Raw genomic sequence first — 26,586 nt, 5'->3', positions numbered from 1 at the left:
TTCGTGTGTGACCGTCGAGGGGTTGGGTGAGTGGGCTCCAGGTTATTTTCCGACGCCGCCGCCCCCGCCGCCGTAGACCGAGCGGTTCCGGAAGACGGAGCCGTCCTCCGCAGGATTGAAATCGTCATCATCAGTCCACGCAAGGATCGTCATCAGGATAAGAAACGGAATGAACCAGAATAGAGGTGACTTCCAACCACCCCAAAGTCCAGGGCCTACCGAGGAGATCCACCGGCCAAGCCTTCGTGCAACGCCTGGCGCCCACCACGGTCGACTCACATACCGACCGAAGATCTTGGACTGTTGCTCAGGCGCGAGGGTCGTGATGCGATATGCCTCGTGCTCCCGGCGGCGATGCTCATCGATCACGATGCTGGAGAGAGGCTTCCTCGCCCCTTTGACCCGGAGCTCAACGCATGTCGTTGTTGTAACAGCTCCTATCAGATGTGGGATGGTTCCTACCTTATGGTCAATATCGGCTCGGTGTACGTTCTTGACCTCAACGGAATACGATCGACCATTGACCTTCAGCCGCAGGGTCTGGCCCACCTCGAGCGTGAGCGGATCGATCGTCGGCTGAACAGGAACCGGCTCAAGAAGAACAACCTTGTTGGTATCTCGGTGGATCTCAAGCCAGAACTCTTGACCGTCGTCGTCGATCAGGCGCCACTGCTCCCACCGGATGAAGCGCCGGCTTCCTTGATCCCGTCGCTTCAGGACAACTCGCCCCATGACGGTGTAGGAGCGGCTCCTCTTCCTCAGGGAACCTCGAAGTGTCTCACCGACTCTCAGATCACCTCTGATACTCACAGCGTGATCCCTGAGCTGGTCACCTGCTGGGCCCGCAGGCGCCTGCGTACCATCTCCCCCACGGCCTCGATCTGCGCGGAGGACAGCGTACGGCAGCTGGTGAGCGTCACGTAGCCGGTTCCGGACTCGGGCCAGGTGTGGGCGGCGATATGAGACTCAGACAGAATGATGACGGCGCTCAGCCCCTGGGGCTCGAAGCGGTGGTGAGCGCTGGAGACGGCCGTCAGTCCCGCCGTCCGGGCGGCAGTCAGAAGAATCGACTCCATGGTGGACAGATCGTTGAGCGCATGCGGCTCGCCGCCACTGATCTTATAGCTGACAGAACACAGGCTCACCGCACTCACGCGAGCACGGTAGCAACGAGGCAGGCAGCCGACAAACGGGGTGAGGTCCCCACCCTCACTCCCCCGCCGTCGACAACCCATGGCGGGAAGCCCGTCGCCGATGGGGCGGGCCTACTTGCCGACTCCGCCTCCGCCACCCCCGTAGACCGGGCGGTGACGATAGCTCCGCGAGGAGCCCGAGTGCGAGGTGCTGGTGGGATCGGCATCGCCACTGGAGCGGCTGGGGTTGGAGCACGCGGAGAACAGTCCGCCGACGAGCACGATACTGACGAAGGCGGCGACGACCACGCATCCGATGTTCCGGCCGGTTCTTCCGGTGACGGATCGGCGGTTGTACAGGACCCGCCCGAAGAGCTGCTTCTGCTGAGCAGTGGACAAGGAGGTCTTGCGGTAGGCCAGGAGGTCACGAAAACGGTGGCTGTCGATGGTCAGCCTGCTGGTCACACCGGCCGGGTCCGTCAACCGCACCTCGGCGTAGGTCATGGTCTCGCCGATGTTGAGTGGACACACCGGCGAACCGATGACGTTCTCGAGCGTTCCGGTGGTCACCTCCTCAACCATGCCCCGGTGCAGGACGCCGTCGATCGTCAGCTGCATCATCTGGCCGACGGTCAGGGCCCACGGCTCAATCTTCTCCTGGAGACGAACGGGTTCGTAGAAGAGGACCTCGCCGGGATCGTGATCGACCTCGACCCAGGTGTCGGCGTTGCTGGCCCCGACGAGCTGCCACTCCTCCCAGTAGTAGAAGCAGTGGTCCTGGGAGTCCCACTCCTTGAATAGCAGGCAGCCTCTGACCGACAGGGCGCCTGCACTGCCCTGGAGCAGGTCACCGACCTGCAGGTTGCCTCGCGTGCTGTTCACCAGGACCCTCCCACCTGCTCAGGGCGAGACGGGGCGCCGCTGCCGCCGTCGGTACCTGATCCGCCTGTCATCACGCGGGCACAGTAGCAACGCGGGCATGCCCCGGCAAACGGTTCGCGCTCCCCATGATCCGGCCCCACCACGCAGATCCGAACGGTTCAGGGTTCGGGTGCCGTGTGAGACTGTTTCCATGCGTGTTGCTGAGATCGCCGAGCTGACCGGGACGACCGTGCGCACGGTGCGCTACTACCACTCGCAGGGGCTGCTTCCGATTCCCGGTGAACGCGGCGGCTGGCGCGACTACGACCTGAGCCACGTCGCCCGGCTCTCCCGGATTCGTTGGCTGGTCCAGGCCGGCGTGTCCCTGGAGACCATCACACGCGTTCTCGACGAGCCCGAGATAACCGACGTCGAGCGGAGCGACGAAGCGCGCGCGGCAGCCGGCTCCGTGGTCGAGGACCTGGCCGGGGCCCTGGCCGCCGTCGAGGATCACCTGGCCGAGGTGACCAGACAGAGGGACATGCTCGCCGGTCTGCTGGAGCGAGCCCGGGCCGGTTCGACTGTCTCACCGATGTCCCCGCGCATGGCGGCCTTCTTCGACCGGCTCGAGCTGGCCGCTGCCGACGAGGCCACCCGCTGCGCCGTGCGCAAGGAGCGCGACCTGACCGACCTGGCCTGCTACCGCGGCCAGATGCCGCCGGAGGCGGAGTTCCTCTTCATGGACCCCGATCCTGACTACGATGCGGAGTCACTGGCCCTCTACGCCCAGGATCCGGCCGAGATGTCAGACGCGCAGATCGAGCAGCGCGCCCAGGCCATGATCTCCCGGATGGAGGCCCGGCTGCCGCCTGAGCGCCTTGCAGCCCTGGCCAGCAGCGTCGATACCGAGTCGGTGCGGGGACTCTTCTGCCTCATCGGCGCCACCGGCTACCCCGATGCACGACTCACCCGGGCCTTGGAACGCGAGTTCCTCACCGCGATTGATCGCTGGCGCTCGAGCGAGTAAGCGCCCCTCGAGCACGTCCGGTTCGCTACGAGCCGATGGGAGCGCGCCACCAGCTGAGGAGAGTAGCGTCGCAGGCATGAGCCAGCATCTTCCCTCGTCAGACAGCGTGATCCTCAAAGGCATCCGCGAGGAGCCCAGCGCCGAGGACGGAGCACGGGTCCTGGTGGACCGGCTCTGGCCCCGTGGCGTCTCCAAGGAGCGCGCCGCCCTCGACGAGTGGGCCAAGGACGCCACCCCCACGACCGAGCTGCGGCGGGCCTTCCACAGTGGGGACCTGCCCTGGCCCCAGTTCATCGAGGCCTACCGGGACGAGCTCACCGAGAGGCCCGAGGCGGTCGCCGCCGTCGAGCACCTGCGTCACGAGGCCCTCAAGGGGCGGGTGACGCTCCTGTTCGCCGGTCACGACCACGTCCACTGCCACGCGCGCGTCCTGCGTGAGGCGATCCTCGGTGTCGAGGAGGACCTGACCTGACGGCGGCCTCGACGGGGCCTCAGACGTTGAAGCCCAGGGCGCGCAGCTGCTCGCGGCCCTCAGGGGTGATCTTGTCCGGCCCCCACGGCGGCAGCCACACCCACTGGATGCGGACCTTGTCGGCGATGAGGGACAGGGCCTGCTGAGCCTGCTCCTCGATGACGTCGGTGAGCGGACAGGCGGCGGTGGTCAGGGTCATGTCGAGCACGACGGTCCCGTCAGGCTCGATCGACACCCCGTAGAGCAGCCCGAGGTCGACGACGTTGATACCGAGCTCGGGGTCGATGACGTCACGCAGGGCCTCCTCAACGGCGGCGACGTCGACTCCCTCGGTGCTGGCGACGGGGGTCGGCGGCTGCTGGGCGGCCATGGGGTTGTCGGCGGCTGCCGGCATCCCGCTGGGGCTGTCACTCATGGCTTCTTCCTTCTTTCTTCTTCCTCGCGAGTCGGACGGTGGCGACAGGACGGTCGGGCTACTCGGGGTCGTTCGGCTCAACGGCGGGCAGGGCGACACCGGACTTGGCCAGGGCGTCCTTGAGGGCCATCCATCCCAGCAGGGCGCACTTGACGCGGTTGGGGTACTTCGAGACGCCCTCGAAGGCGGCCCCGTCCTCCAGGTCGTCCAGGACGGCGTCGTCGACGCCCTTGCCGCGCGAGTGCATGAGGGTGTCGAAATCCGCCTCGAGGCGGGCCACGGTGGCCAGGTCAGCACCGTTGACGAGGTCGTGCATGACGGAGATGGAGGCCTGGGAGATGGAGCACCCGTCCCCCTCCCAGCCGACGGCCTCGATCTTGCCGTCCTTGACACGCACCCCCAGAGTCACGTCGTCACCACAGGTGGGATTCACCTGGTGGCTGGTGGCATCCGGGGCGTCAAGGGCGCCGGAGCCGTGGCGCTCACGGGAGTGGTCGAGGATGACTTGCTGGTAGAGCTGGTCGAGTTCGTTCATGCTCACCTCTGAAAGTAGCGTCGGACATCGGCGATGGCGGACAGGAAGCGGTCCACCTCCTCGGGCGTGGAGCAGGCCCCGAAGGACAGGCGCGAGGAGGCGTGGATGCCGAAGTGCTGATGGATCGGCTGGGCGCAGTGGTGGCCGGTGCGCACGGCGACGCCGGCGGCGTCGAGAACCTGTCCGACGTCGTGAGGGTGGACTCCCTCAATGGAGAAGGCGACCACACCCAGGCGGTCTGAGGTGTCGGACGGACCGACCAGGCGCAGCCCGGGGACCTGGGTCAGGCCCTCGAGCACCTGCCGGGTCAGGACCTGCTCAGTGGCGTGGAGCCGGTCCAGGCCGATCCTGGCCAGGTACTCCACGGCGGTGCGCCATCCCGCGGCCTGCGCCAGCGGCTGGCTACCGGCCTCGAAACGGGACGGGCCACTCATGAAGGTCGACGACTCCATGGTGACGATCTCGATCATGGAGCCGCCGGTGAGTACCGGCGGCATCGCCGCCAGGAGCTCCTCGGTGGCCACGAGCGCACCGATGCCGGTGGGACCGAGCATCTTGTGGCTGGAGAGGACCATGGCGTCCACACCGGCGGTCTTCAGCGCGCCGAAGTTCAGTGGGAGGTGGGCGGCGGACTGGCAGGTGTCCAGGATGACGAGCGCACCGGCCTGCTGGGCGCGCGGGAGGATGAGGTCGAGCGGGCTAATCGCGCCAGTGACGTTGGAGGCGTGGGTCAGGGCCAGGACGCGGGTACGCTCGGTGATGACGTCCAGGGTGGCGGCATCGATGCGCCCGTCCTCGGTCAGGTCCAGCCAGCGCAGGGTGGCGCCGGTGCGGGCGCACAGCTCCTGCCAGGGCACGAGGTTGGCGTGGTGCTCAGCCCGGGTGACGACGACCTCGTCACCCTGTCCGATGATGAGGCGCCGCGCCGGGTCGTCGGCCGCGGAGGGGCCGCCACCGCGGGCGGCCGACCGGCCCAGGCTGGCGTGCCCGATGGCCAGGGCCACGAGGTTGATGGCCTCGGTGGCGTTCTTGGTGAAGACGAGCTCACTGCCACGCGCTCCGACGAAGGCGGCGACGGCGTCGCGGGCATCCTCGAAGGTGGCAGTGGCCTCGTCGGCGAGCTGGTAGGTCGAGCGCCCTGCCGCACCGTTGGAGGTGCGGTAGAAGTCGGCCTCCGTGGTGATGACGCCGGCGGGCTTCTGGCTCGTGGCCGCCCAGTCCAGGTAGGCCAGCACCTCGCCGTTGCGGGCGGGCCGGCCCAGGTAGGGGAAGTCGGCGCGGATCGCGGCGACCTCCTCCGCGTTGAGCGCGCCGGCAGAAGTCGCCCCGGTGAGCGGGGCCGTGGGCTGGGTCATGACGTGCCTTTCCGATTCGGTGCGAGCGGTTCCGGGCATGGTCGCCGACGGCGGGGGGGCTGAGGTCACGAGGAACCTTAGTTCCCCTTCCTTAGTGCCGGGGCCGGCGACGACGCCTGGATGCGCGGTGCGCCGTCGTCGGCCCTGGCACGGTGAGGGCTGTCAGGCGAGGTAGCGGTCGTAGCCCTCTTCCTCCAGGCGATCGGCCAGGTCGGGGCCACCGGCCTCAACCACGCGCCCGTCGACGAAGACGTGGACGTAGTCGGGCTTGATGTAGCGCAGGATGCGCGTGTAGTGGGTGATGAGGAGGAAACCGGCGTCGGACTCGTCGTGGAGGCGGTTGACGCCCTCGGAGACGATGCGCAGGGCGTCGACGTCCAGGCCGGAGTCGGTCTCGTCCAGGACGGCGAAGCGGGGCCGGAGCAGCTCCATCTGGAGGATCTCGAAGCGCTTCTTCTCACCGCCGGAGAAGCCGGCGTTGACGTCGCGCTGGGAGAAGGCGGGGTCCATCCGCAGGTTCTTCATGGCCTGGTTGACCTCGCCGACCCACTGGCGCACCTTGGGGGCCTGGCCGTCGATGGCGGTCTTGGCCGTGCGCAGGAAGTTGGCCACGGTGACGCCGGGGACCTCGACGGGGTACTGCATGGCCAGGAAGAGGCCGGCGCGGGCGCGCTCGTCCACGCTCATCTCCAGCAGGTCGACGCCGTCGAGGAGGACCTCACCGTCGGTGACCTCGTAGTCGGGGTGCCCGGCGATGGAGTAGGCCAGGGTGGACTTGCCCGAGCCGTTAGGACCCATGATGGCGTGGACCTGGTGGGAGTCGATGGTCAGGTCCACGCCCTTGAGGATGGGCTTGGGGCCGTCGTTGGTGGCGACCTGGACGTGGAGGTTCTTGATCTGCAGAGTGCTCATGCGACGTTTCTTTCAGCTGGTTCGTGGTCTGGTTGCAGGTGGGCGGACCGTCGTGCGGGTCCGGCCTGTCACTCGGCTGCCGGCTGGGCGGCGGGGTCCTGGTCGGTGCGGGCGGTGATGAGTCCGGTGAGCTCGAGCTCCTTCTCGATGGCGGCCATGAGGCGCTCCTCGACCTCATCGACACCGATCTCGGCGACGATCTCGTTGAAGAAGCCCAGGACGACGAGGCGACGGGCCTCGGTCTCGGGGATGCCGCGGGCACGCAGGTAGAACAGCTGCTGGTCGTCGAAGCGGCCGGTGGCGCTGGCGTGGCCGGCCCCCTCGATGTTGCCGTTCTCGATCTCCAGGTTCGGCACGGAGTCGGCCTTGGCCCCCTCGGTGAGGACCAGGTTGCGGTTGAGCTCGTAGGTGTCCGTGCCGCGGGCGGCCTGCCCGATGAGGCAGTCCCCCACCCACACGGCGTGCGCGCCCTCGCCCTGGAGGGCGCCCTTGTAGGTGACGCGCGAGTAGCAGTGGGGCTCGGTGTGGGCCACGTAGGGGCGGTGCTCCTGGTGCTGGCCGGCATCGGTGAAGTAGACGCCGTAGGCGTCGATGTGGCCGCCCTCGCCGGAGAAGCCCAGGTCGGGACAGATGCGCACGTCTCCGCCGAGGCTGACGACAACGTGCTTGAGGACGCCGCGGCCGCAGACCTTGACCCGGTGGTTGGAGGCGTGGACGGCCCCGTCCTCCCAGCCCTGGACGGTCACCAGGGCGAGCTCGGCGCCGTCGGCGACCGTCACCTCGACGCCTTGGGTCAGGGCGGCGGTGCCGGTGTGGTCCAGGACGACGGTTCCCTTGGAGCCTGCTTCGGCGGCGATAAGAATGTGTTGGGCGGTGGGGCGGGCGAGCTGGGCGTCCTGGCCGACGATGTTCAGACGGGCGGCCCGCTCCAGCCGGGCTCCCGCTTCCAGGGTCAGCACGGTGGCGGTCTCGGTGCCGTTCCAGGCGGTGACGCCGGTGCGGTCGACCGGGGCACCCACGGTGCCGATGCGGGCGTCGCTGCGCGCGACGGTCTCCAGGCTCGCGCCGTCGGGCAGGTCCGCCTCGATACGTACACCGGCATCGCCCTGGCCGGCGACGGCGGCCGCACGGATGGCGTCGAGGTCGAACAGCGGGGCGAAGCGCTTCATCGGCGTGAAGCGCCACTCCTCCTCGCGGCCTCGCGGCACCGGGATGTCGGCGGGGTCGAAGGAGGTGGGGCGGTCGGCGCGCGAGGAGACGTAGCGCGGCCCGCCGTGGGAGTGGGCGCCGTCGAGCGTGGCGCTCGAGTGGTCGGTGGAGAGTTCAGGCATGTGGAGGTGCTCCTTGGCCGGCAGCAGGCCGGTGTGATGAGGTGTGGGTCGAAGGCTGGGTGGGCTGAAAGAGGAGGATCCGCTGCGGTGGGTCAGCCCACCGAGTTCTCCATCTGCAGCTCGATGAGCCGGTTGAGCTCGAGGGCGTACTCCATGGGCAGCTCCCGGGCGATGGGCTCGACGAAGCCGCGCACGATCGTGGCCATGGCCTCGGTCTCGGTCAGCCCGCGCTGCATGAGGTAGAAGAGCTGGTCGGCGCTCACCTTGGAGACGGTGGCCTCGTGCCCCATCTCGACGTCGTCGGTGCGCACGTCGACGTAGGGGTAGGTGTCCGAGCGGGAGATCTCGTCGACCAGGAGCGCGTCGCACAGCACGTTGGACTTGGAGTGCCGGGCGTTCTTCATGATCTGCACCAGTCCGCGGTAGGCGCTGCGGCCACCGTGGCGGGCGATCGACTTGGAGACGATGTGGCTGGAGGTGTGGGGCGCCATGTGGACCATCTTGGCGCCGGTGTCCTGGTGCTGGTCCGCGCCGGCGAAGGCGATGGACAGGGCCTCACCGCGGGCGTGGGGGCCCATGAGGAAGACGGCCGGGTACTTCATGTTCCGCTTGGAGCCGATGTTGCCGTCGATCCACTCCATGGTGGCGCCCTCCTCGCAGGTAGCGCGCTGGGTCACCAGGTTGTAGACGTTGTTGGACCAGTTCTGGATGGTCGTGTAGCGCACGCGGGCGTTCTTCTTGACCACGATCTCCACGATCGCCGAGTGCAGGGAGTCGGTGGAGTAGATGGGGGCGGTGCAGCCCTCGACGTAGTGGACGTAGGAGTCCTCGTCGGCGATGATGAGCGTGCGCTCGAACTGGCCCATGTTCTCCGTGTTGATGCGGAAGTAGGCCTGGAGCGGGATCTCGACGTGGACGCCCTTGGGGACGTAGATGAAGGAGCCCCCGGACCACACGGCCGTGTTGAGGGCGGCGAACTTGTTGTCGCCGGCGGGCACCACGGTCCCGAAGTACTCCTTGACGAGCTCGGGGTACTCGCGCACGGCGGTGTCGGTGTCGACGAAGATGACGCCCTGCTCCTCCAGGTCACCGCGGATCTGGTGGTAGACGACCTCCGACTCGTACTGGGCGGCCACGCCCGCCACCAGGCGCTCGCGCTCGGCCTCGGGGATGCCGATGCGGTCGTAGGTGTTCTTGATGTCCTCGGGAAGGTCGTCCCAGGAGTTGGCCGGCCGGTCCGTGGAGCGCACGTAGTACTTGACGGCATCCATGTCGAGCTGGGAGAGGTCCACGCCCCAGGTGGGCATGGGTTTGCGCTCGAAGGTGGAGTAGGCCTTGAGACGCTTGGCCAGCATCCACTCCGGCTCACCCTTGATGGCGGAGATCTCGCGGACCACCTGCTCATCAAGGCCTCGTTTGGCCTTCTCACCGGCCTCGTCGGAGTCATGCCATCCGAAGTCGTAGCTCGTCGAGATCGAGTCGATGATCTCGTCGTCGGTGCTACGCGTGGTCTCGGTTGTCGGCAGTGTCATCGGGTTCCTTCCATTCGCTTGGTCTCAAGGCCTCGCGTCTTAGCCGCCGCCCGGACCGCGCGCTTGCGCAGCGCGGGCATGGCGATCGGAATGTGGGTGGTACAGACGTGCTCGCCTCCGGCCAGGGTGGCCAGACGCTGGACCGGGACGCCGACGAGCCGGGAGATGGCCTGGGTCTCGGCGTCGCACAGCTCGTGGAACTCCCCGGCCACGTCGCGTACCGGGCAGTTGCCCTGACACAGCTGGACGGCGAAGGACCCGTCTCCGACGTCGCGCACCGAGGCCGCGTAACCGTCAAGAGTCAGGGCGTCCGCCAGGGCGCGGGCCCGCTCCGAGGGGTCCTTGCCGGCCGCCTCGACGACGGTGGCGTAGCGGCGCTCGAGGTCACGGCCCCTGGCCGCGGCGAAGGAGTCGACCGCCTTGTCACCGGCCACCTGGGACAGGTAGCGCAGGGCGCGGTTGGCCAGGTCGGAGTAGCCCTCCGCGAAGGAGGTGCGGGCCTTGGACGTCAGGACGTAGTGCCGGGCCGGGCGACCGCGGCCACGCTTACCCGTCTGTGCCGGAGTGTGAACCTCGATCTGCTCAGCGTCCTCAAGGGCCGTGATGTGCCTGCGCACGGCGGCCGGCGTCAGGCTGAGGACCTTGGCGAGCTGCGCCGCCGACACCGGACCCTTTTCAGCGATGAGGTCAAGAACGCGCGCCCGGGTAGAGTCCTCGTCGCTCTGCGCCATGACTGCTCTCCTCCCCTAGTCGCTGACGACGTCTCACGGCCTGATCCCGTTGCGGCCGGTTCGACCACGTCCTTGTTTGCCAAGTCGGCCAAGCCGACCGAGCCGGACAGCCCTCAGACAGACCCCAGGGTCGACCTGCGAGGCGTCCCTGGCCGTCGTGCCACGAGTTTAACCAAGATCTTGCTTTCCGAATTCAACACTGGCAAGTTCACGACGGAGCGCCGCAGGGTGGGATTGAACACGTTACCCGATCAAAGGCGAACCTCACTTAGGAACGCCTAACTAGTTGTCGGTCAGGACGCCCGGCCGTTCACATCGAGGACTGCGTTGTCCATCCAGGACGTACTTCTCCCGCAGACGACTGAGGTCAGGCCCCAGTAGTCTGCGGGATAACGCAGTCCTCGACTGACAGGTACGCTCCCGAACGCAACCGGCGCGGTCCGACGTCGCCGTGGTGGCCGCCTTGAGCAGCCTCATCCGGGCAGAAGCGCCCCAGCGCCTGCCTCGCCACCCGGCACAGCGCAGTGAGCCAGGGACGTGCCCGGTCCTGGGCTGGCACCCCGATCGCTCTGTCCAGGCAACCGACGACGTAACCCCCTAGTGCCCACCTCTCGGCAAAAGCTCGATGTCCTCCCATGGCAGCAGGTCCGGAGCCGTTCCGACGAACTCACCATTGACGATGTTCTCGAAGCCCGTGAAGACCCACGCCCCGTCGCGCAGCTGAAGCAACTGACCGGCATAGAGGTGCTCTGGGCGCACGTACCTGGCGCCGTTGATATCCCAGGGCCCCAGCGCCCCCTGCCCCTCGGCGACCCACACCCCGCCGGGGCCGGGTTCAGCCTTCATGTCATCGCCACAGGAGAAGACGAGGAGATGACGGCCTGAAAGTGCTCCCACTGGTGGGTGGCGGACGGCCAAGTGCCTTGACTCGTCCTACAGGCTCTCCGGGCTGCGCAGCCAGGGGGCGTCAGCGGGACGAAGCCCCGCCCAACCGCGGGTGCGGGCCTGGGCTGTGGCCAGGACCCCCAGGACGGTGGAGGGGTTGTGCAGACGGCCGCCCATGACGGCGTTAAGGGCCTCGTCCAGCCGGACCCAGGTGGGCACGAACTCGGCCTCCTCGTCCTCGCGGACGGTGCGTCGGTCCTCGGGCAGCAGACTCAGGTCCTGGGCGAGGAAGATCCGTGCTCCCTCGGTGGTGAAGCCGGGCGAGGCGTAGAACTCGGCCAGCGTGTTCCAGGTGGCCGCCTCGTAGTCGGTCTCCTCAGCGAGCTCGCGGGCGGCGGCGACGGCGGGCTCCTCCCCCGCCACGTCGAGCAGTCCCGCGGGGATCTCCCACAGGCAGGCGCGCACGGGATGGCGGTACTGGCGGACCATGAGGATCTCCGCGGCGCCGTCGGCCTGGGAGGATACCTCGCCCTCGCGCAGGGCGACGACGACGACGGCGTCGTGATGGACGACGACCTGACGGGCCACCGGCTCCTGACCGGGTTCGAGGCGCACCTGGTCGGCGTCGACGGCGAAGATCGGCCCGCTCCAGACCCGCTCGCTGGAGACCAGCTCCCGCCCCGACTCGCGTACGTCGACGAGCCTGCTCGTGTCGCTCACGACGTCGTCATTCTCGGCGGCCCTGCTGTCCGTTCTGTCCACGCTCGGCTCCTTCACTCGTTGTCCGCGTCATCGCTGCACGCATCGGCGTAGTTGATGGTATCGCCGCTGTCGCTGCTGGCAGTGGTGAAGCACTCGGCCGGTTCATCACCCGGGACGACATGTTCCCCACGCCGGTGAGAGGCGTAGACCTCCCGACGACGATCCAGTCCTGCGCGCACAAGCGCGGCGAACAGCGGGTGGGCTCGGGTGGGACGGGAGCGGAACTCAGGATGGGCCTGGGTGGCAACGTAATATGGGTGCTGGCTGCGGTCGAGCTCAACGAACTCAGTGAGGCGACCGTCCGGGGAGGTTCCGCTGACTCGTAGCCCCACCGAGGCCAGGCGCTCCCGGTAGTCGTTGTTGACCTCGAAGCGGTGGCGGTGGCGTTCACTGACCTCATTGGTTCCATACGTCTCAGCGACGATCGAGCCTTCCGTCAGAACCGCCGGGTAGGAGCCCAGGCGCATGGTGCCTCCGAGGTTGCCGTCACCGTGGAGGATCTGGCGCTGGGAGTCCATGGTGGCCACGACCGGATCAGGAGTCTCAGGCTCCATCTCAGTGGAGGAGGCCGCGCTCAGGCCCAGGAGATTGCGAGCGGCCTCGATGACCATGCACTGCAGCCCCAGGCACAGCCCGAGGGTCGGGACGCGGTGCTCCCGGGCCCAGCGCAGAGCACCGACTTTGCCCTCGATCCCACGTACACCGAAACCTCCCGGTACGACGATCGCGTCGACGCCCGCGAGGGCCCGCTGGGCTCCCTCAGGGGTCTCGCAGACGTCAGAGGCCACCCAGCGGATGTCGACACGGGCGTGGTTGGCGAAGCCGCCGTGACGGATCGCCTCGGAGACGGACAGGTAGGCGTCGTGCAGGTCGACGTACTTGCCTACGAGCGCCACCTCAAGGCGGTGTTTGGGGGCGTGGACACGTTCAAGCAGGCTGTTCCACTCGGTCCAGTCGACGTCACGGAAGGTCAGGCCCAGTCGCTGGACGAGGTAGGCGTCCAGGCCCTCACGGTGGAGGGTTGGAGGGACCTCGTAGATGCTGGCGGCATCCTTGCACTCGACGACGGCGTCACGGTCGACGTCGCACATGAGTGCCACTTTGCCCTTAATCCCCTCGGGAAGGTGCCGGTCGGTGCGCAGGACGAGGGCGTCGGGCTGGATCCCGATGTTGCGCAGTGAGGCCACCGAGTGCTGGGTGGGCTTGGTTTTGAGCTCTCCAGCGGCGGGCAGGAAGGGAATGAGGGATACGTGGACGAAGGCGACGTTGTCGCGCCCCAGATCGGCGCGCACCTGTCTGGCGGCCTCGAGGAAGGGCTGGGACTCGATGTCTCCAACGGTGCCGCCGATCTCGGTGATGATGACGTCGGGAAGGTTGCCGTCGTCGTCGGGCTCGGCCTGAGCGCGCATGACACGCTTGATCTCGTCGGTGATGTGCGGGATGACCTGGACGGTGTCGCCGAGGTACTCTCCGCGCCGTTCCTTTGCGATGACAGTGGAGTAGACCTGTCCGGTGGTAGCGTTTGCCTTGCCGGAGAGGTTCACGTCGAGGAATCGCTCGTAGTGCCCGATGTCGAGGTCGGTTTCGGAGCCGTCGTCAGTGACGAAGACCTCGCCGTGCTGGAAGGGGTTCATCGTGCCGGGGTCGACGTTGATGTAGGGATCCAGCTTCTGCATGACAACGCTGATGCCGCGGGCCCGTAGGAGTCGCCCGAGGCTAGCGGCAGTCAGTCCCTTGCCGAGGGAGGAGACGACGCCGCCGGTGACGAAGATGTGGCGCGGTACGGGGACCTGAGTGGGCTGAAGACGTGAGGCTGCGTTGATCACGGAGTTTCAAGATAACAGGCCCGGCGAAACCTGCCCGACGCACGAGCGTCCTGCTGACGTCATCTGCGCTCAGTCCTGAGCCAGAGCTGCTTGACGCAACTGGACCGCGAGGTCCTCGAGTCCGGGAAGGCGCCCTGCCGCCTCGTGAGCGCGCTCGGCGGCGCGGGAGCGGGCCTCGGGGTCGCTCAGGAGGATTCCGAGCACCTCGGCGATGGCCTGGGCCTGGGGAGCCACGAGGACGGCTCCTCCCCTGGCGGTCACGGCGGTGCCGCCGACGTCGGTGGCCACGATCGCGGTGCCTGAGCGCAGGGCCTCCTGGATGGTGAGGGGCTGGCCCTCCCACAGGCTGGTCTGGACGACGACGTCAGCGGCCTCCATGAGGGCCGGAGCATCGGTTCGCCGCCCCAGGAGGGTGACCGGGAGCTGCTCGGCGGCGATGCGCTCAGCGGCTTCCTCGCGGCCGGGACCGTCTCCGGCGAGGGCCCAGATGAAGGCCGCCAGCCGGCCGGCGTCGACCTCGCGGGAGAGGATCGCGGCGGTCTCGAGCAGCAGCGGCAGGCCCTTCTGGGGAGCCAGGCGGGCGACGGTCAGGAGGCGGGCGCTCCCCCGCGGCCAGGCCTCCTCCGGCGCAGCCGGGTCGGAGAGGTCCGGTTCGGTGGGCTGCTGTGGGGGCACTGCCGGAATGATGGCGAGCTCGACGCGTGGGGCGCCGAACTCCCGGGCCCGTTCGGCCAGGTCGGGGCTGACCGCCAGGATGAGGTCAGCGCGTCGGGCGATGAGCCGCTCGAGCCTCTCCCCCACCAGGGTGGTCAGGCGTCCCCCGATGGTGAGGTTGTGGAGGGTGACGACCAGGCGGGTGCGTCCGCGGCGGCGTCGTCCCAGGGCCAGGGCGGCCAGGGCCCCGGCTCGCAGGCCGTGGGCGTGAACGACGTCGGCGCGCCGGCCCAACCGACGCAGCCTGGCCACGGCCAGGGAGTCGTTGAGGCTGGGGCGGGGGCCGATCTCGAGTGCCTCGGCGCGAGCCGGCTCAACATCCAGTGTGTCAAGGACCGCGGCGGGCGCCTCGACGATGACGTCGTGGCCGTCGGCGGCCAGGAGCCGGGCGCAGTCGGCCAGGTGGGCCCGCACCCCTCCGGCGGCCGATCCGCACACCTGGAGGATCCTCCGGCGCCCGGCGTGCATGCCCGGCGCGGCACCGGGCTCGTTCGTGGCATCGACACCGCTCATGGTCTCTCCTTGTCATCCTTCGTTCTCACCGTCGTCCTCCCACCGCGTACCGATGCCAGGAGGCTGCGATCGGCCAGGTGGATGACCACCAGGACGAGGGCTGCGGCCGCAGCAGCACCGATCACGGCGGTGACAACGGCCAGGGGCAGGGAGGTGACGCGGGTGGTCGCCGCACGCACAGCCAGCCCGGCGGCGAGGGCCACGGGCAGCCCCGCGACGAGCGCCGTCAGGGTCGCGCGCAGCACCCGGCGCCCCATGACCCGGGCCAGAACGACCAGCAGGCTCACCCCCGCCACCGTCATCCCAATGGTCGTGCCCATTCCCAGGGCCACGAGGGTGGCGCGCCCGTCCCCGCCCGAGGGCGCCATGAGGCGCACGCAGGCGGCGCTGGCCACCGCCACGGTCAGCCAGCCGGTCGCGGTGGCGTGGGCGGCGGGCCGAGAGCGGTCGGCGGCGAACAGGACCCGAGTGACCTGGTATATGAGGGCGTAGCCGATCAGTCCCGGGGCCAGGACGGCCAGCGCCTGGCCCATCCCGTCGACCTGCTTGAAGGAGAAGAATCGCTCGGCGGCGGCGCTGGCGGCCAGGAGCATGGCGGTTCCGGCCACGGCGACGGCGGTGACCAGGGCCGTGGAGGTCGCCACCAGGCGCGTGACGTCCTCGCCACCTGTGCCGCCGGGCCTGCTCGGCGAAAGCTCGCTGGCCTCGAAGGCGGCGGTCAGACGGGGGTAGAGAACGGTGGCCACCGGGACGGCCAGCACCGCGTAGGGAAGGACGTAGACGGCCTGCGTGTACTGGTAGACCGCCGCGGTGCCGGTCTGCCCGCCCCAACGGGCCATAGCCAGGACCACCAGGACACTCACCTGCTGAGCCAGGATCGTCCACACCCCGGCCCCACCGAGCCGCAGCGCCCGCCGGGCCTGGGCGCCCCCCAGTCTCAGGGTGGGGCGCAGTCCCAGCCCCAGCCGGTGGACCGGCCACAGCAGCGGCAGGCTGAGCGCGGCCACCCCGAGGGTCGTGCCCCAGCCCAGTACCTGGAGGGCGAGGCTGGAAGCGGCTGCGTCCTCACCGCCGGCCAGCACCCCGTAGAGCCCGTAGGTCGCCATGACCACAAGACTGGAGAGCATCGGTGTCAGAGCCGGCCAGGTGAAGCGGTTGTGAGCCTGGAGGACCCCGGTGAGGACGACCGCCACTCCGTACATGGGCACCTGCAGGGCGAACATGCGCAGGAAGGAGGCGACGAGCTCGTGCTGGAGCGCCGGGTCCACGCCCTGGGAGGTGGGGAACAGGGAGGCGATCGGTGCGGCCAGGACGATGAGCCCCAGGGACAGCGGGGTCAGGACCGCCAGGACCAGACCCAGCAGCCCCGAGGCGGTGGCGGTGACCTCCTCGCGCCTGCCCGCGGCGATCGGTGCGGCCAGGAGCGGAACGACCGTGGCCGCCAGGACCTCTCCGACAACGACCTCGTAGAGGGTGTTGGGCAGCTGGTTGGCCGTGGTGTAGGCGCCCGCCACCGTGCCGGTGCCGACGGTGGCGGCCTGGACGAGCCAGCGCAGGAACCCCAGGACGCGGGAGACGAGGGTCAGGCCGGCGACGGACCCGGCCGCTGAGAGCAGGCCGCCGCGGCGTTGCTGGGATGCCATCAGGGGCGGCGTCCCAGCCCGTCGAGTGCGGCCAGCACCGGGGTGTCGGTGATGACGCGGGAGAAGGAGACCTTCTCGCTGGCCAGGATGAGGCTCACCCCGCTCAGAGCGGCCCCGGCGCGCACCGCGGCGTGGGGGTGGCACGCCAGGGCGGTTCCCAGCAGGGCGCCGACGGCGTTGGCCCCGGTGTCCCCCAGCATCGTGTTCTCCAGGAGGTCCTCCGGCAGGGCCGTGAGGCTGACTCCCAGGGTGCCCGCGGCCAGCATCCGGGTGGGTTCACCGTCGCGTCCGGTGGTGACCAGCAGCGGGGCGCTCACGATGCAGGCGGTCTTGAGCGCCCGTCCGGGGCGCAGGTCGAGCAGGTTGAGCAGGTTCGCCCAGGCCGCGATGACCACGGCGCTGGACGCGGCGTCGACGGCGCTGGACGCCAGCGGACGTGCGCCTGTGCCCGAGCTGCGGTGGCGGGCCAGGAGGACACCGCTGACAAGTGCCCCTGAGCCGATGACGGCGATCTTGAGGGCTCCGGTGGTGACGCGTCCGTGGGCGAGGGCGGTGAGGTGGCCCTTGAGCCCCTTGGCGGGGGTGTCGCCGTCGTGGGCCCCGGCATCGAGGTCGTCGACCAGGCCGGCGCACCCGCCGGCCGCCGCCGCGAGGGTGGCGGCGAGCCCTACCCGTGAGGGAGAGGCCGTCCTGGCCCGCAGGAGTCTGCCGGCCTCGATCCCTGCCGTCACGGCGCCGGCTGCGGCCCCGACGCCCCCGCGCAGGCTCACGGTGCGGCCGTGGAAGTTGGTGCGCTCCAGTCCCTGGGCGATGGGCGCCAGACAGGCGGACCAGGACAGGGCGGTGCCCGCCGCCTTGAGGCCCACCCTCGCCAGTCCTCGGGCGCAGGAGCTTACTCGCGTGATCGTGCCAGCCATGGTCTCAGCCTAAGGCAGTACGAGGACGGATCGCGGCGTCGCCACTCATGACGCGGCTGCCGCCCCTGAGTCGGCTGAGTCGCCTGAGGACAGGGACTACTTGGTCACTGGCGGCATGACGGCCTCGGCTCCCTCGTCGAAGCCGTAGTGGCCGATGGTTCCCGCTCGGGTGGAGGCCAGGGCCAGGGGTGTGGAGACAAAGGCGGCGATCTGGCCGATGGAGTCGACGGTGGTCACCTTCGCCTTCTCGGAGCGGATGATGCCGACGACGCCGTCGTCACCGTCGGCTGAGCCGACGACAACTGTGGGCGCACGGCCGGCTGTACCCTCCAGCGCCTTGGCCCAGGCCTTGGGGTCCTGACCCGGTGAGGCCTCGACCGTTGCGCCCTTGCCGGAGGAGGCCTGCGGGCGCGGCCCGACGACGACGATCATCTCCGCCGGAGCGGTGGGCGTGGAGTCCACGGTGACGAAGGGCGTGCCGGACTTGTCCACTGACAGCATGTCCATGAGGACTCGGGAGGAGTCGTCGTTGGAGGTGAGGGCCTTGGCCAGTGCCTCTCCCAGAATGCCGTTGGCGTCCTGGGAGTTGGTGCTGCCCAGGTGCCCTTGGACCTGTCCGGAGAAGGTGGAGCGGTAGTTCTCCCGGGACAGATCCACCCAGGTGCTGGTCAGGCTCACTCGACCGGTGACGGTGGCGCCTGCGCTCTTGAGCTGGGTGGTGATGGCGTCGGCGTCCTCGGCCTTGGCGTCGGGCAGAAGTACCATGGCCACGCTCTTGGAGGCCAGGGTCCCGGGCAGGAGGCTGCTGGCGGCCTGAGTGATGTAGGAGTCCCGCTCGTTGACGGCCGTCTCAGTCTGCTCGAGCTTGGCCTGGGTGGCGTTGCGGTTCTCACGCAGGGCGGTGACCTGGTCGTTGAGCGCGGTCCCCAGGGAGTTCTGCAGGGGGCCGGCTCCCAGGACGACCCCGACGGCGAGAGCCAGGAACACGGAGATGAGCGATACCAGGTGATAGCGGAAGTCGATCATGGTTGAAGACCTTGAGAATGACCGTGAGAGGGGCTGCCTCTCAGATGGGCGGGGGTCGTTAGACGGTAGGTGAGTTCGGGGCCAGGCCCAGCAGTGAGCGGAAGAAGTTGACAACGTCGTCCCACACGGCGCCGGACAGGCCCAGGAAGGTCTGTCCACCGGGTGTGGACATCAGAGCGATGGCCAGGGCGAAGGTGCCCGCCAGGGCCAGGAACAGCAGCCACCACCCCGAGATGCGGGTGCGGTAGAGCTGGGAGACGCCCTTGGCGTCGATGAGACGACCACCGACCTTGAGCCGGGTCAGGAAGGTCGAGGACATGCCGGCGCGCCCCTTGTCGAGGAACTCCAGCAGGGTAGCGTGCGTCCCCAGGGCCACGATGATCTCGGCACCGGCCTCATCGGCCATGAGCATGGCGATGTCCTCACTGGTGCCGGTGGCGGCGAAGACATGATGCTCGACCCCGAGCTCCTCGACATGGGCCAGGCCCGGGGCGCGTCCGTCGCGGTAGGCGTGGACGACGATCTCGGCGCCGCAGGTCAGTGCCTTGTCGGACACGGAGTCCATGTCGCCCACGATCAGGGTCGGTTTGAAGCCGGCGTCCAGGACGGCGTCGGCGCCTCCGTCGACCCCGATGATGACGGGCTTGTACTCGCGGATGTAGGGCTTGAGCGCCTGCAGGTCCTCCTTGTAGGAGTAGCCGCGCACGACCACCAGGACGTGCCTGCCGCTCATCTGCGTGGTCAGCGAGGGCATGCCGACGCCGTTGAGGAGCAGATCCCACTCCCCGCGCATGTACTCCATGGTGTTGGCGGCAAAGGCCTCCAGCTGGACAGACAGGCCCTTCTTGGCCTCCTCCATGGCCTCGGCAACGGTCTGCTTGGTCTGGACCTGGCCCTCGGCGACGACCTGCTCCTTACCCTCGACCCGCACCGAGCCGTCCTCGACGGTGATGCGCTGGCCGTCGTGCAGACGCATGATGTCGGGGCCCAGGTCGTCCACGAGGGGGATTCCCGCGTCCAGGAGGATTTCGGGGCCGAGGTTCGGGTAGCGCCCGGAGATGGACGGGGAGGCGTTGAGGACCGCTGAGGCACCACACTCCACCAGAGCCTCGGCGGCCACCCGATCGAGGTCGGTGTGGTCGATGACAGCGATCTCCCCGGGCTGGAGACGCTTGGTGAGCTTCTTCGTGCGCGCGTCGACGCGCACGACACCGCTGGGATGCTCGGAGACGGACGCAGACTTCCTGCGGAAGGGATTCCTCACGGCTCGGATTGTCCCACGACTGCTTCCTGGAGAAGCTCAGCGGCGTGCCGGACCGCGGCCTGAGAGTCCTCGTGCCCGGAGAGCATCCTGGCCAGCTCCCGTTCTCTCTCCTGGCCTTCGACGACGAAGACCTGTGTGCGGGTGCGTCCCGGCTGGGACTTTCTCACATTCCTTGCGGGCGCCTCTACGGGGTCGGGACCGGAATCGGGGGCGGTCACTGTCTCCTTGCGCACCACGAGGTGGGTGTCGGCCCAGGCCGCCACCTGCGCCAGGTGGGTGACGACGATGACCTGGTGGTGTCGTGCCAGACGAGCCAGGCGCCTACCGATCTCCCGGGCGGCCCGGCCTCCCACCCCGGCGTCGATCTCGTCGAAGACGAGCGTGCGGGTGTGGGTCGAGGGGCGCGCTAAGGCCGCGGCGTCAGCGAGCACCACCTCCAGGGCGAGCATGATGCGGGACAGCTCGCCTCCCGAGGCCCCCTTCCCCAGGGGCAGGGCGGGCGCGCCAGGGTGTGAGACGAGGGTAAGGGCGACGCTCTCCAGGCCGGTGGGACCGGGCTCATCAAGCCGGTCCAGCTCGACGACGAGCCGGGCACCCTTCATCTCCAGGCCCTCCAGCTCCGCGGTGACGGCCTGCTCAAGACGCTCGCCGAGCCGCCGACGCGCCCGGCTCAGCTCCGCGCCTGCACCGGCCAGCTCCTCGTCGGCGGCGGCCAGGCGCTCGGCCAGGACGGTGGCAGTGTCCTGGGGGCCGTCAAGCTCGGCCAGACGCGCGGCCGCGCGCTCGCCCCAGGCCAGGAGGGCGTCGATGTCGTCGAGCTGCTCCTGAGGCCCGCCGATCTCCCGGCAGGCGCGGGCGAGCTCCCCGCGGCGGTCCTGGACCTGGGCGAGGCGAGCCGGGTCGGCGCTCAGCGCGGACAGGTACCCGCCCAGCTCGGCGGCGATATCGGCTGCGTCGATGCCCAGTCGCTGGGTGCGCGCGGACAGCTCGGCCAGGGCGGGGTCACGGTCGGACTCGGCGGCCAGGCTGCGGTGCGCGTAGGCGATGAGGGAGACGACGTCGGGCGCCTGCCCGGTGGAGGACTCCTCTCCACTGAGGGCGGTACGGGCCCCCGTGGCAGCCCTGCGCAGGTCCTCGGCGTGGTCGAGTCTCTCGGCCTCCGCCGTCAGCTCCCGGTCCTCACCGCTGCGGGGGTCGACCTCCTCCAGGGCCTCGAGCCAGGTGCGCAGCTGGGCCACCTCGACGGCCCGGGCGTGAGCCGATGCCTGCCACTCCTGGAGCTCCTGGCCGGCCTGTCGGCGCGCCTGGTAGGCCCGGGCGTAGCGCCGGCACAGCGCGGCGTGGTCCTGGCCGCCCAGGGAGTCCAGAGCAGCGCGTTGGGCCGCGGTCGAGCGCAGCCGCAGCTGGTCGGCCTGACCGTGGACGGAGACCAGCCGGCCCCCCACCTCGCTGAGGACCGAGGCCGGCACGGAGCGCCCTCCCAGGTAGGCGCGGGAACGTCCGGAGGCGGGAACCGTGCGAGAGGCCAGGAGGAGGTCGTCGTCGAGATCACCCCCGGCCTCGATGACGCGGGCCGCGACACGCGAGTCCGGGTCGACCAGGAAGGCGCCCTCGACCAGGCTGCGCTCGGCACCGGTGCGCACGATAGTGGTCTCAGCCCTCTGCCCCAGCAGCAGCCCCAGGGAGGTGAGCACCATCGTCTTGCCGGCGCCGGTCTCACCGGTCAGGGCGGTCAGGCCACGACTGAGGGGAAGGTCGGCCTCCTCGATGACACCGAGGTCCTCGATGTGCAAAGACTCGATCACGCCGTCCCTCCCGAGGAGCTCCGCCGGCGCTCGCTCTCGGCGCTCTTCTTGCCGGAGGTTGAGAGATTCGGCTGGTGCAGCGCGTCCTCCTCGGGCGAGTGGGCCTCATCGGCGCTGCTGGAGGCCCGCCATCCCTCCACGGGCAGGTCGAACTTGCGCACCAGGCGACTGGCGAAGGGGGCCTCGTTGAAACGTGCCAGGCGCACCGGACGCTCCGCCCGGGTGACGCGGATCCTGGCGCCGACCGGCACGTCCAGGCTGCGTCTTCCGTCGCACCAGATCTCGGCGCCTCCGAAACCCACTCGCTGGATGACGACCTCCATGCAGGAGTTGGGCCCCAGGACCAGGGGGCGGGTGAACAGGGCGTGCGCAGCCACGGGCACCAGGAGGAGCGCCTCGACCTCGGGCCAGATGACGGGGCCTCCGCAGGAGAACGCGTAGGCGGTCGATCCGGTGGGGGTGGACATGATGAGGCCGTCGCAGCCGAAGGAGGAGACGGCCTGGCCGTCGACGCCGATGGCGACCTCGATCATGCGGGCGCGGTCGCGCTTCTCCAGGGCCGCCTCGTTGAGGGCCCAGTCGCGCGTGACCGTCCCGTCGGGACAGATGACCTCCACGTTCAAGGTGGTGCGGGTCTCGACCGTGTAGCGGCCGGCGACCAGATCCGCGACCACCTGCTCGATGCCGTCGGGGTCGGCCTCGGCCAGGAAGCCGACGTGGCCGGTGTTGATGCCCACCAGGGGGATGTCGCGCTCGCGGGCGATCTCGAAGGCGCGCAGGATCGTGCCGTCACCGCCGAGCACCAGGACGAGGTCGACGTGGTCGGTGCAGTCCGGGCCGACCGGCTCGACTCCGTGGGCACGCAGCGCCGCCGAGGCCCGGGCCACGGCGGTGGCCGTCGGGGCACTGGGCCTGGGGACGGGGACGGGCTTGTCGTTGAGCTCGCGCTGCAGCAGCATGACGCGCGAGATCCTCCGGCCGTGCTGCTCCGCTCCCGGCTGCTGCGAGCTCTGGCGGAGGCCTGCGGAGTCGACAGAGTCGGCGGGGTCGGTCGGGCGCGCCGCAGCACTGGTGTCTGAAAGGCTCAGCTTGCTCATGGGCGGGTCCTTGTTCTGCGTCGTCGTGGACCGAGCGCCGCGGGGCCGGCGGCGACGGCGTCCTCGATGCTGGAGCGCAGCTCGTCCCCGCTCAGGTCCCCGGGGCACCCGGCGCGGGAGGCGTGCATGCTCAGGAAGTACTCGACGTTACCGGCTGGTCCCGGCAGGGGGGAGGCGGTCACGGCCTCGACTCCCACGCCCAGGGCATGGGCCCGCTCAGCCACCGTCATGACGGTCTCCACATGGAGTTCCGGGTCGCGCACCACTCCCCCGTGCCCGATCCGGTCCTTACCCACCTCGAACTGGGGCTTGACCATGAGCAGAAGGTCGGCGTCGTCGGCCGCGGCGCGCAGCAGCGGCTCGAGGACCAGGGTCAGGGAGATGAAGGACAGGTCACCCACGACCAGCTCCGGGGCGGGGGCGACGGCTTCGGGATCCAGCGTACGGATGTTGGTGCGGTCCAGGGCGGTGACGCGGGGGTCGGAGCGAAGCGACCAGGCCAGCTGGCCGTAGCCGACGTCAACGGCTACGACGTGCTCAGCACCGCGGCGCAGGAGGACGTCGGTGAAGCCGCCGGTCGAGGCGCCGGCGTCCAGGCAGCGGCGTCCCTCAACGCGGGGTGCCAGGCCGCGTCGCCCCAGCGCATCCAGGGCACCGGCGAGCTTGTGGGCGCCGCGGGAGACGTAGTCGTCTTTGGAAGGCACCAGGATCTCGATGGCCTGGGCCGGGTTGACCTGCCGGGCGGGCTTGGTGACGACCTCGCCGTCGAGGGTGACATGACCGTCAGTGATGAGGGTGGCGGCGTGAGTGCGGGAGCGGGCCAGCCCCCGGCGCACGAGTTCTGAGTCGATGCGGATGAGCCGGGCCATATCAGCCTTCCGCCTTGTGCAGGACGGCGGCGAGGTCCTCGTGGATGGCGGCCAGGGCGGCTGCGCGCTCCTCCAAGGGCATCTGAGCGATCTGGGCGAGCTCGTCGGCGTGGTCGTGGAGCCCTTGCGCCGCCGTCAGGGCGACGTCGGCTCGCGGGGGCGAGGGCACCGGCGGCCGAGGAGCCGGCCGGTGCGCGGAGTCCGCCGTCACCGGACTCTCCTCCCCGACGTCGGTTCTCGACTCGTTGCCACTCATTCCTGACTCCCATCGATATCGTTTCGACATCGTTCGCGCTGCCGCTGCGCGCTGCTCTTCTCCCCGGTAGGAGCCTCACCGGCCCCGACCGGTATCTCAGGGCTCGATCACCTCGATCTCGGGCACCTCCAGCTCTGCGGCCTCACCCCGGCGGACCTGGGCGTCAGCCCAATCCCAGGCGGCCACGGCCAGCGCCCGGTAGGAGTCCAGGTCGATACGCACAGCACTGCCGTCCGGGCAGGACACGGCGCCGGCGTCCTGGAGCTCGAGCCCGGAACCGAGGACTCGGGCGCTACGACTGCCGACCCGCCACCACAGCTGGCCGTCGAGCTCAACTCGCACGGGCTCGGGGTGGGGCTCGGTCAGGCCCCGCAGGTCGGTGTGAAGGAAACTGGGACGCTCGGTGGCCGGCGCACAGATGACGTCTCTCGCGTCGGAGACACCGGTGAGGACGTGCAGCCCGGGGATCCCGGCGGCCCGGGCCCCGACGTGGTCGGTGTTGAGCCGGTCGCCGACGGCCAGGGGCCTGGTCCCACCGGCCCGCTTGAGGGCGCGCGTGTAGATCCCGGGGAAGGGCTTGCCTCCGGCCAGGGGCTCCTTGCCCGAGGCGTGGACGACGGCGGCCACGAGGCTGCCGTTGCCCAGGGCGAAACCCCGCTCGGTGGGCAGGGTCGCATCGAGGTTGGTGGCCACATGGAGGGCCCCAGCATTGATGGCGTAGACGCCTTCGGACAGCAGCGCCCAGTCGACCGCCGGGTCCCAGCCCTGGACGACGGCGACCGGCTCGTCCTGCGCGCTGCTGGTCACCTGGAAGCCCTCGTCAAGGAGGGCCTGGCGGACGCCGTCGCCGCCGACGACGAGCACCATGGAGCCCGGTTCGACGTGCTCGGTGAGCATGGCGGCCGCGTCCATGGCGGCGCTGAAGACCTCCGATGCCTCGGCGGTGATGTCGTTGTCTGCCAGCTTGTCCACGACCGTCTGAGGGGCCCGTGAGGCGTTGTTGGTGACGAAGGACAGGTGCATTCCGGCCTGGCGGGCGGCGTTGACGTTGTCGGCGGCGTGGGGCACTCGGGCCTGGCCTGCGAAGCAGACGCCGTCGAGGTCCAGCAGGGCGACGTCGTAGGCGACGCACAGTGGCTGCTCGCTACCGATCAGGGTGGCGGGGACGGCGGTATCAGTGGCCTGGGGCATGGTCATCGGGGCTCCCCAGAGGCGTTGGTGGAAGGCGTCGGCGTGTCCTGCGCGTCCTGGAGCAGCTCGGCCATCTCGGCCTCGACGCGCTCGGAGAAGGACTGCGACCACTGAGCGTCCTCATCCTGGCTCATAGGCTCGTCATGCTCATCGAGGTCCGCTGAGGCCTTGTCCTGAGCGGCCCCGTCCGAGGCCCGCGAAGCCTCGGCCGCCTCGCTCACTGACTCGTCGCCTGTGTCGTCATCAGAAGCGGTGGCGCTCTGCGTACCGGAGCGCTCCGGACTGTCCTCCTCCTGGGCCTCGGAGTCGTAGTCGTCCTCAATGTCGAAGACCTCGACCTCGTCCTCCTCCACCGGCTCAGGGCCGATACGGTCACGGATGGCCTCGGCCTCCTGGTGCCGGCCGAGCTCCTCGAGCCGGTCGGCGCGCACGGAGTGCAGGCGTCGGAGGGTCTCACTGTCGGAGGGCCGTGCCCTGATGGCGTCCTCGATGATGATCAAACCGAGATCCGTCTGGCCCATGTCGTGGCGGAGGCTGGAGACGACCATGGCCAGCTCGGCCCGCTCGATCTCGTCGAGCTGGCGTAGATCGGCCGCTTGAGCGGCTTGGAGGGCCTTGTCGAGATGACCCAGTGCTCGCTCGCAGTCGACCTCGATGGCCCGGTGGAGGTCAAGACCGGACAGGCGCCTGGCGGCGCGAATCTCTCGGAGCGCCTCGCTGTAGTGGCCGGCGAGGTACGCGGCGATCCCGGCCGTCTCCCGGACGACGGCAACGCGGCCCGCGTGAGAGGCGGCATAGCGCGCGTGCTCGTAGGCGGCCTGAGGATCCTCATTGAGGAGGCGCTGAACCATCACCAGGTGCCGAGCGACGTTCTCAGCGTTGGCGCGGCCCAGGGCCCGCAGCTCACCCCGTGCACCGCGCTCGAGGTCTCCGGGCTGAACCTCGTCCGGAACCTTGGGCTCGGGAACGCGCTGACGCTGCGGCAGACGACCACGCCGGTCGTCTCGTCTGTCCCGCGAGTCCTTCCGCCCGGAGCGGTCGTTGAAACGACCTGGCCGCCTACCGTTGCGGTCACCGCGCCTGTCGCCGCTGTCCCCGTCGCGACGCCGTTCGTCGCGCCAGTCGTCCCGGCCCCCGTGATCCCTTCGGTGAGAATGGCCATCCTCTTCTGCGACACGGCGACGCGCCCCGAAGCCGTAACGCTCACTGCCGCGGCGACGCCGACCTGCATCGCCGTGGTCCGAGCCGTGCTGACGGTCCTGATACGCCATGGTCCTTCTTTCACTCCGGGACTGCCGTCAGTTCCCCCGCTGTCCTTGAATACCTGGGAGGAGCCTACCTGGCCGGAGGCACTCAGGCGTAACAGGTACCAGCAGCACGTCGCGTGGCGGTCGCTGGTTGGTGTCCTGTGTTGTTGTTTGTGTGGGGGTTAACGGTTGTCGGGCCGGTCCCCCGCACGTGTTGCGTGAGGGGACCGGCCCGACAACCAGTTAGTTTGTGCTCGGTGGTGTCCT

The 26,586-nt window shown here is 69.4% G+C and carries 26 protein-coding genes; 2 read left to right on the top strand and 24 right to left on the bottom strand.

Going from position 1 to position 26,586, the window contains the following annotated elements; all coding sequences use genetic code 11:
* Positions 1 to 42: 42 nt before the first annotated feature.
* The 3 genes from BKH20_RS14230 to BKH20_RS06040 all read right to left on the bottom strand — a co-directional run bounded on the left by BKH20_RS14230 (position 43) and on the right by BKH20_RS06040 (position 2,015).
* Positions 43 to 810, bottom strand: coding sequence for a hypothetical protein (locus BKH20_RS14230; protein WP_075390344.1), 768 nt, complete (start codon positions 808 to 810; stop codon positions 43 to 45).
* Positions 807 to 1,145 (bottom strand): S-adenosylmethionine decarboxylase family protein, encoded by a 339-nt coding sequence (locus BKH20_RS06045; protein ID WP_081381882.1) that lies wholly within the window; start codon positions 1,143 to 1,145, stop codon positions 807 to 809. The genes BKH20_RS14230 and BKH20_RS06045 overlap by 4 nt, the downstream gene beginning before the upstream one ends.
* A gap of 120 nt (positions 1,146 to 1,265) precedes the next feature.
* Positions 1,266 to 2,015 carry a hypothetical protein gene (locus BKH20_RS06040; protein ID WP_075390342.1) on the bottom strand — a complete coding sequence of 250 codons (750 nt, stop codon included), beginning with the start codon at positions 2,013 to 2,015 and terminating at the stop codon, positions 1,266 to 1,268.
* Between the two features lie 190 nt (positions 2,016 to 2,205).
* Here BKH20_RS06040 and BKH20_RS06035 point away from each other — a divergent pair, with 190 nt between their 5' ends.
* Together BKH20_RS06035 and BKH20_RS06030 are read left to right on the top strand one after the other, a co-directional pair.
* Positions 2,206 to 3,021 (top strand): MerR family transcriptional regulator, encoded by an 816-nt coding sequence (locus BKH20_RS06035; protein WP_075390341.1) that lies wholly within the window; start codon positions 2,206 to 2,208, stop codon positions 3,019 to 3,021.
* 76 nt (positions 3,022 to 3,097) lie between these two features.
* Positions 3,098 to 3,493, top strand: coding sequence for a DUF488 domain-containing protein (locus BKH20_RS06030; RefSeq protein ID WP_075390340.1), 396 nt, complete (start codon positions 3,098 to 3,100; stop codon positions 3,491 to 3,493).
* Between the two features lie 19 nt (positions 3,494 to 3,512).
* Here BKH20_RS06030 and BKH20_RS06025 read toward each other — a convergent pair whose 3' ends face one another.
* The 21 genes from BKH20_RS06025 to BKH20_RS05925 form a co-directional block, all read right to left on the bottom strand.
* Positions 3,513 to 3,908: a metal-sulfur cluster assembly factor gene (locus BKH20_RS06025; RefSeq protein WP_075370991.1), complete on the bottom strand. Its 396-nt coding sequence runs from the start codon at positions 3,906 to 3,908 to the stop codon at positions 3,513 to 3,515.
* 58 nt (positions 3,909 to 3,966) lie between these two features.
* Complete coding sequence (sufU, locus tag BKH20_RS06020) at positions 3,967 to 4,443, bottom strand: Fe-S cluster assembly sulfur transfer protein SufU (protein WP_075370992.1); 477 nt, start codon at positions 4,441 to 4,443, stop codon at positions 3,967 to 3,969.
* A gap of 2 nt (positions 4,444 to 4,445) precedes the next feature.
* Positions 4,446 to 5,798, bottom strand: a complete 1,353-nt coding sequence (locus BKH20_RS06015) for a SufS family cysteine desulfurase (protein WP_075390339.1) — start codon at positions 5,796 to 5,798, stop codon at positions 4,446 to 4,448.
* A gap of 162 nt (positions 5,799 to 5,960) precedes the next feature.
* Positions 5,961 to 6,710 carry a Fe-S cluster assembly ATPase SufC gene (gene sufC / locus BKH20_RS06010; protein ID WP_075390338.1) on the bottom strand — a complete coding sequence of 250 codons (750 nt, stop codon included), beginning with the start codon at positions 6,708 to 6,710 and terminating at the stop codon, positions 5,961 to 5,963.
* Positions 6,711 to 6,778: 68 nt separating this feature from the next.
* The gene (sufD, locus tag BKH20_RS06005) at positions 6,779 to 8,041 is read right to left on the bottom strand and encodes a Fe-S cluster assembly protein SufD (protein WP_075390337.1); all 1,263 of its coding nucleotides are present in this window, start codon (positions 8,039 to 8,041) and stop codon (positions 6,779 to 6,781) included.
* 92 nt (positions 8,042 to 8,133) lie between these two features.
* A complete protein-coding gene (gene sufB, locus BKH20_RS06000; protein WP_004564693.1) occupies positions 8,134 to 9,573 on the bottom strand; it encodes a Fe-S cluster assembly protein SufB in 1,440 nt (479 codons plus the stop codon).
* Positions 9,570 to 10,304, bottom strand: a complete 735-nt coding sequence (locus BKH20_RS05995) for a helix-turn-helix transcriptional regulator (protein WP_075370996.1) — start codon at positions 10,302 to 10,304, stop codon at positions 9,570 to 9,572. Before BKH20_RS05995 ends, sufB begins: the two co-directional genes overlap by 4 nt.
* Positions 10,305 to 10,901: 597 nt before the next feature.
* Positions 10,902 to 11,150, bottom strand: coding sequence for a hypothetical protein (locus tag BKH20_RS05990; protein ID WP_256693051.1), 249 nt, complete (start codon positions 11,148 to 11,150; stop codon positions 10,902 to 10,904).
* A gap of 87 nt (positions 11,151 to 11,237) precedes the next feature.
* Positions 11,238 to 11,909 carry an NUDIX domain-containing protein gene (locus tag BKH20_RS05985; RefSeq protein ID WP_143224954.1) on the bottom strand — a complete coding sequence of 224 codons (672 nt, stop codon included), beginning with the start codon at positions 11,907 to 11,909 and terminating at the stop codon, positions 11,238 to 11,240.
* 53 nt (positions 11,910 to 11,962) lie between these two features.
* Complete coding sequence (locus BKH20_RS05980) at positions 11,963 to 13,777, bottom strand: CTP synthase (RefSeq protein ID WP_075390335.1); 1,815 nt, start codon at positions 13,775 to 13,777, stop codon at positions 11,963 to 11,965.
* Between the two features lie 69 nt (positions 13,778 to 13,846).
* Positions 13,847 to 15,004 (bottom strand): glycosyltransferase family 4 protein, encoded by a 1,158-nt coding sequence (locus BKH20_RS05975; RefSeq protein WP_075390334.1) that lies wholly within the window; start codon positions 15,002 to 15,004, stop codon positions 13,847 to 13,849.
* Positions 15,001 to 16,647 (bottom strand): murein biosynthesis integral membrane protein MurJ, encoded by a 1,647-nt coding sequence (murJ, locus tag BKH20_RS05970; protein WP_075390333.1) that lies wholly within the window; start codon positions 16,645 to 16,647, stop codon positions 15,001 to 15,003. Before murJ ends, BKH20_RS05975 begins: the two co-directional genes overlap by 4 nt.
* Positions 16,647 to 17,564, bottom strand: coding sequence for a hypothetical protein (locus BKH20_RS05965; RefSeq protein WP_075390332.1), 918 nt, complete (start codon positions 17,562 to 17,564; stop codon positions 16,647 to 16,649). The genes murJ and BKH20_RS05965 overlap by 1 nt, the downstream gene beginning before the upstream one ends.
* Positions 17,565 to 17,660: 96 nt before the next feature.
* Complete coding sequence (locus BKH20_RS05960; RefSeq protein WP_075390331.1) at positions 17,661 to 18,590, bottom strand: copper transporter; 930 nt, start codon at positions 18,588 to 18,590, stop codon at positions 17,661 to 17,663.
* 58 nt (positions 18,591 to 18,648) lie between these two features.
* Positions 18,649 to 19,854, bottom strand: coding sequence for a putative cytokinetic ring protein SteA (gene steA, locus BKH20_RS05955; RefSeq protein WP_075390330.1), 1,206 nt, complete (start codon positions 19,852 to 19,854; stop codon positions 18,649 to 18,651).
* Positions 19,851 to 21,659, bottom strand: a complete 1,809-nt coding sequence (recN, locus tag BKH20_RS05950; RefSeq protein WP_075390329.1) for a DNA repair protein RecN — start codon at positions 21,657 to 21,659, stop codon at positions 19,851 to 19,853. Before recN ends, steA begins: the two co-directional genes overlap by 4 nt.
* A complete protein-coding gene (locus BKH20_RS05945) occupies positions 21,656 to 22,618 on the bottom strand; it encodes an NAD kinase (protein ID WP_075390363.1) in 963 nt (320 codons plus the stop codon). The genes recN and BKH20_RS05945 overlap by 4 nt, the downstream gene beginning before the upstream one ends.
* Positions 22,619 to 22,752: 134 nt before the next feature.
* The gene (locus BKH20_RS05940; RefSeq protein ID WP_075390328.1) at positions 22,753 to 23,625 is read right to left on the bottom strand and encodes a TlyA family RNA methyltransferase; all 873 of its coding nucleotides are present in this window, start codon (positions 23,623 to 23,625) and stop codon (positions 22,753 to 22,755) included.
* Position 23,626: 1 nt separating this feature from the next.
* Positions 23,627 to 23,881, bottom strand: a complete 255-nt coding sequence (locus tag BKH20_RS05935) for a hypothetical protein (RefSeq protein WP_075390327.1) — start codon at positions 23,879 to 23,881, stop codon at positions 23,627 to 23,629.
* 96 nt (positions 23,882 to 23,977) lie between these two features.
* On the bottom strand, positions 23,978 to 25,078 hold the full coding sequence (locus BKH20_RS05930) for an HAD-IIA family hydrolase (protein WP_081381612.1): 1,101 nt from the start codon (positions 25,076 to 25,078) through the stop codon (positions 23,978 to 23,980).
* The gene (locus BKH20_RS05925; protein ID WP_075390326.1) at positions 25,075 to 25,923 is read right to left on the bottom strand and encodes a hypothetical protein; all 849 of its coding nucleotides are present in this window, start codon (positions 25,921 to 25,923) and stop codon (positions 25,075 to 25,077) included. The genes BKH20_RS05930 and BKH20_RS05925 overlap by 4 nt, the downstream gene beginning before the upstream one ends.
* Positions 25,924 to 26,586: the final 663 nt, after the last annotated feature.

Origin of the sequence: Actinomyces oris (assembly GCF_001937445.1) — a bacterium.
Taxonomy (GTDB): domain Bacteria; phylum Actinomycetota; class Actinomycetes; order Actinomycetales; family Actinomycetaceae; genus Actinomyces; species Actinomyces acetigenes.
This window is presented reverse-complemented; position numbering and strand designations above follow the sequence as displayed.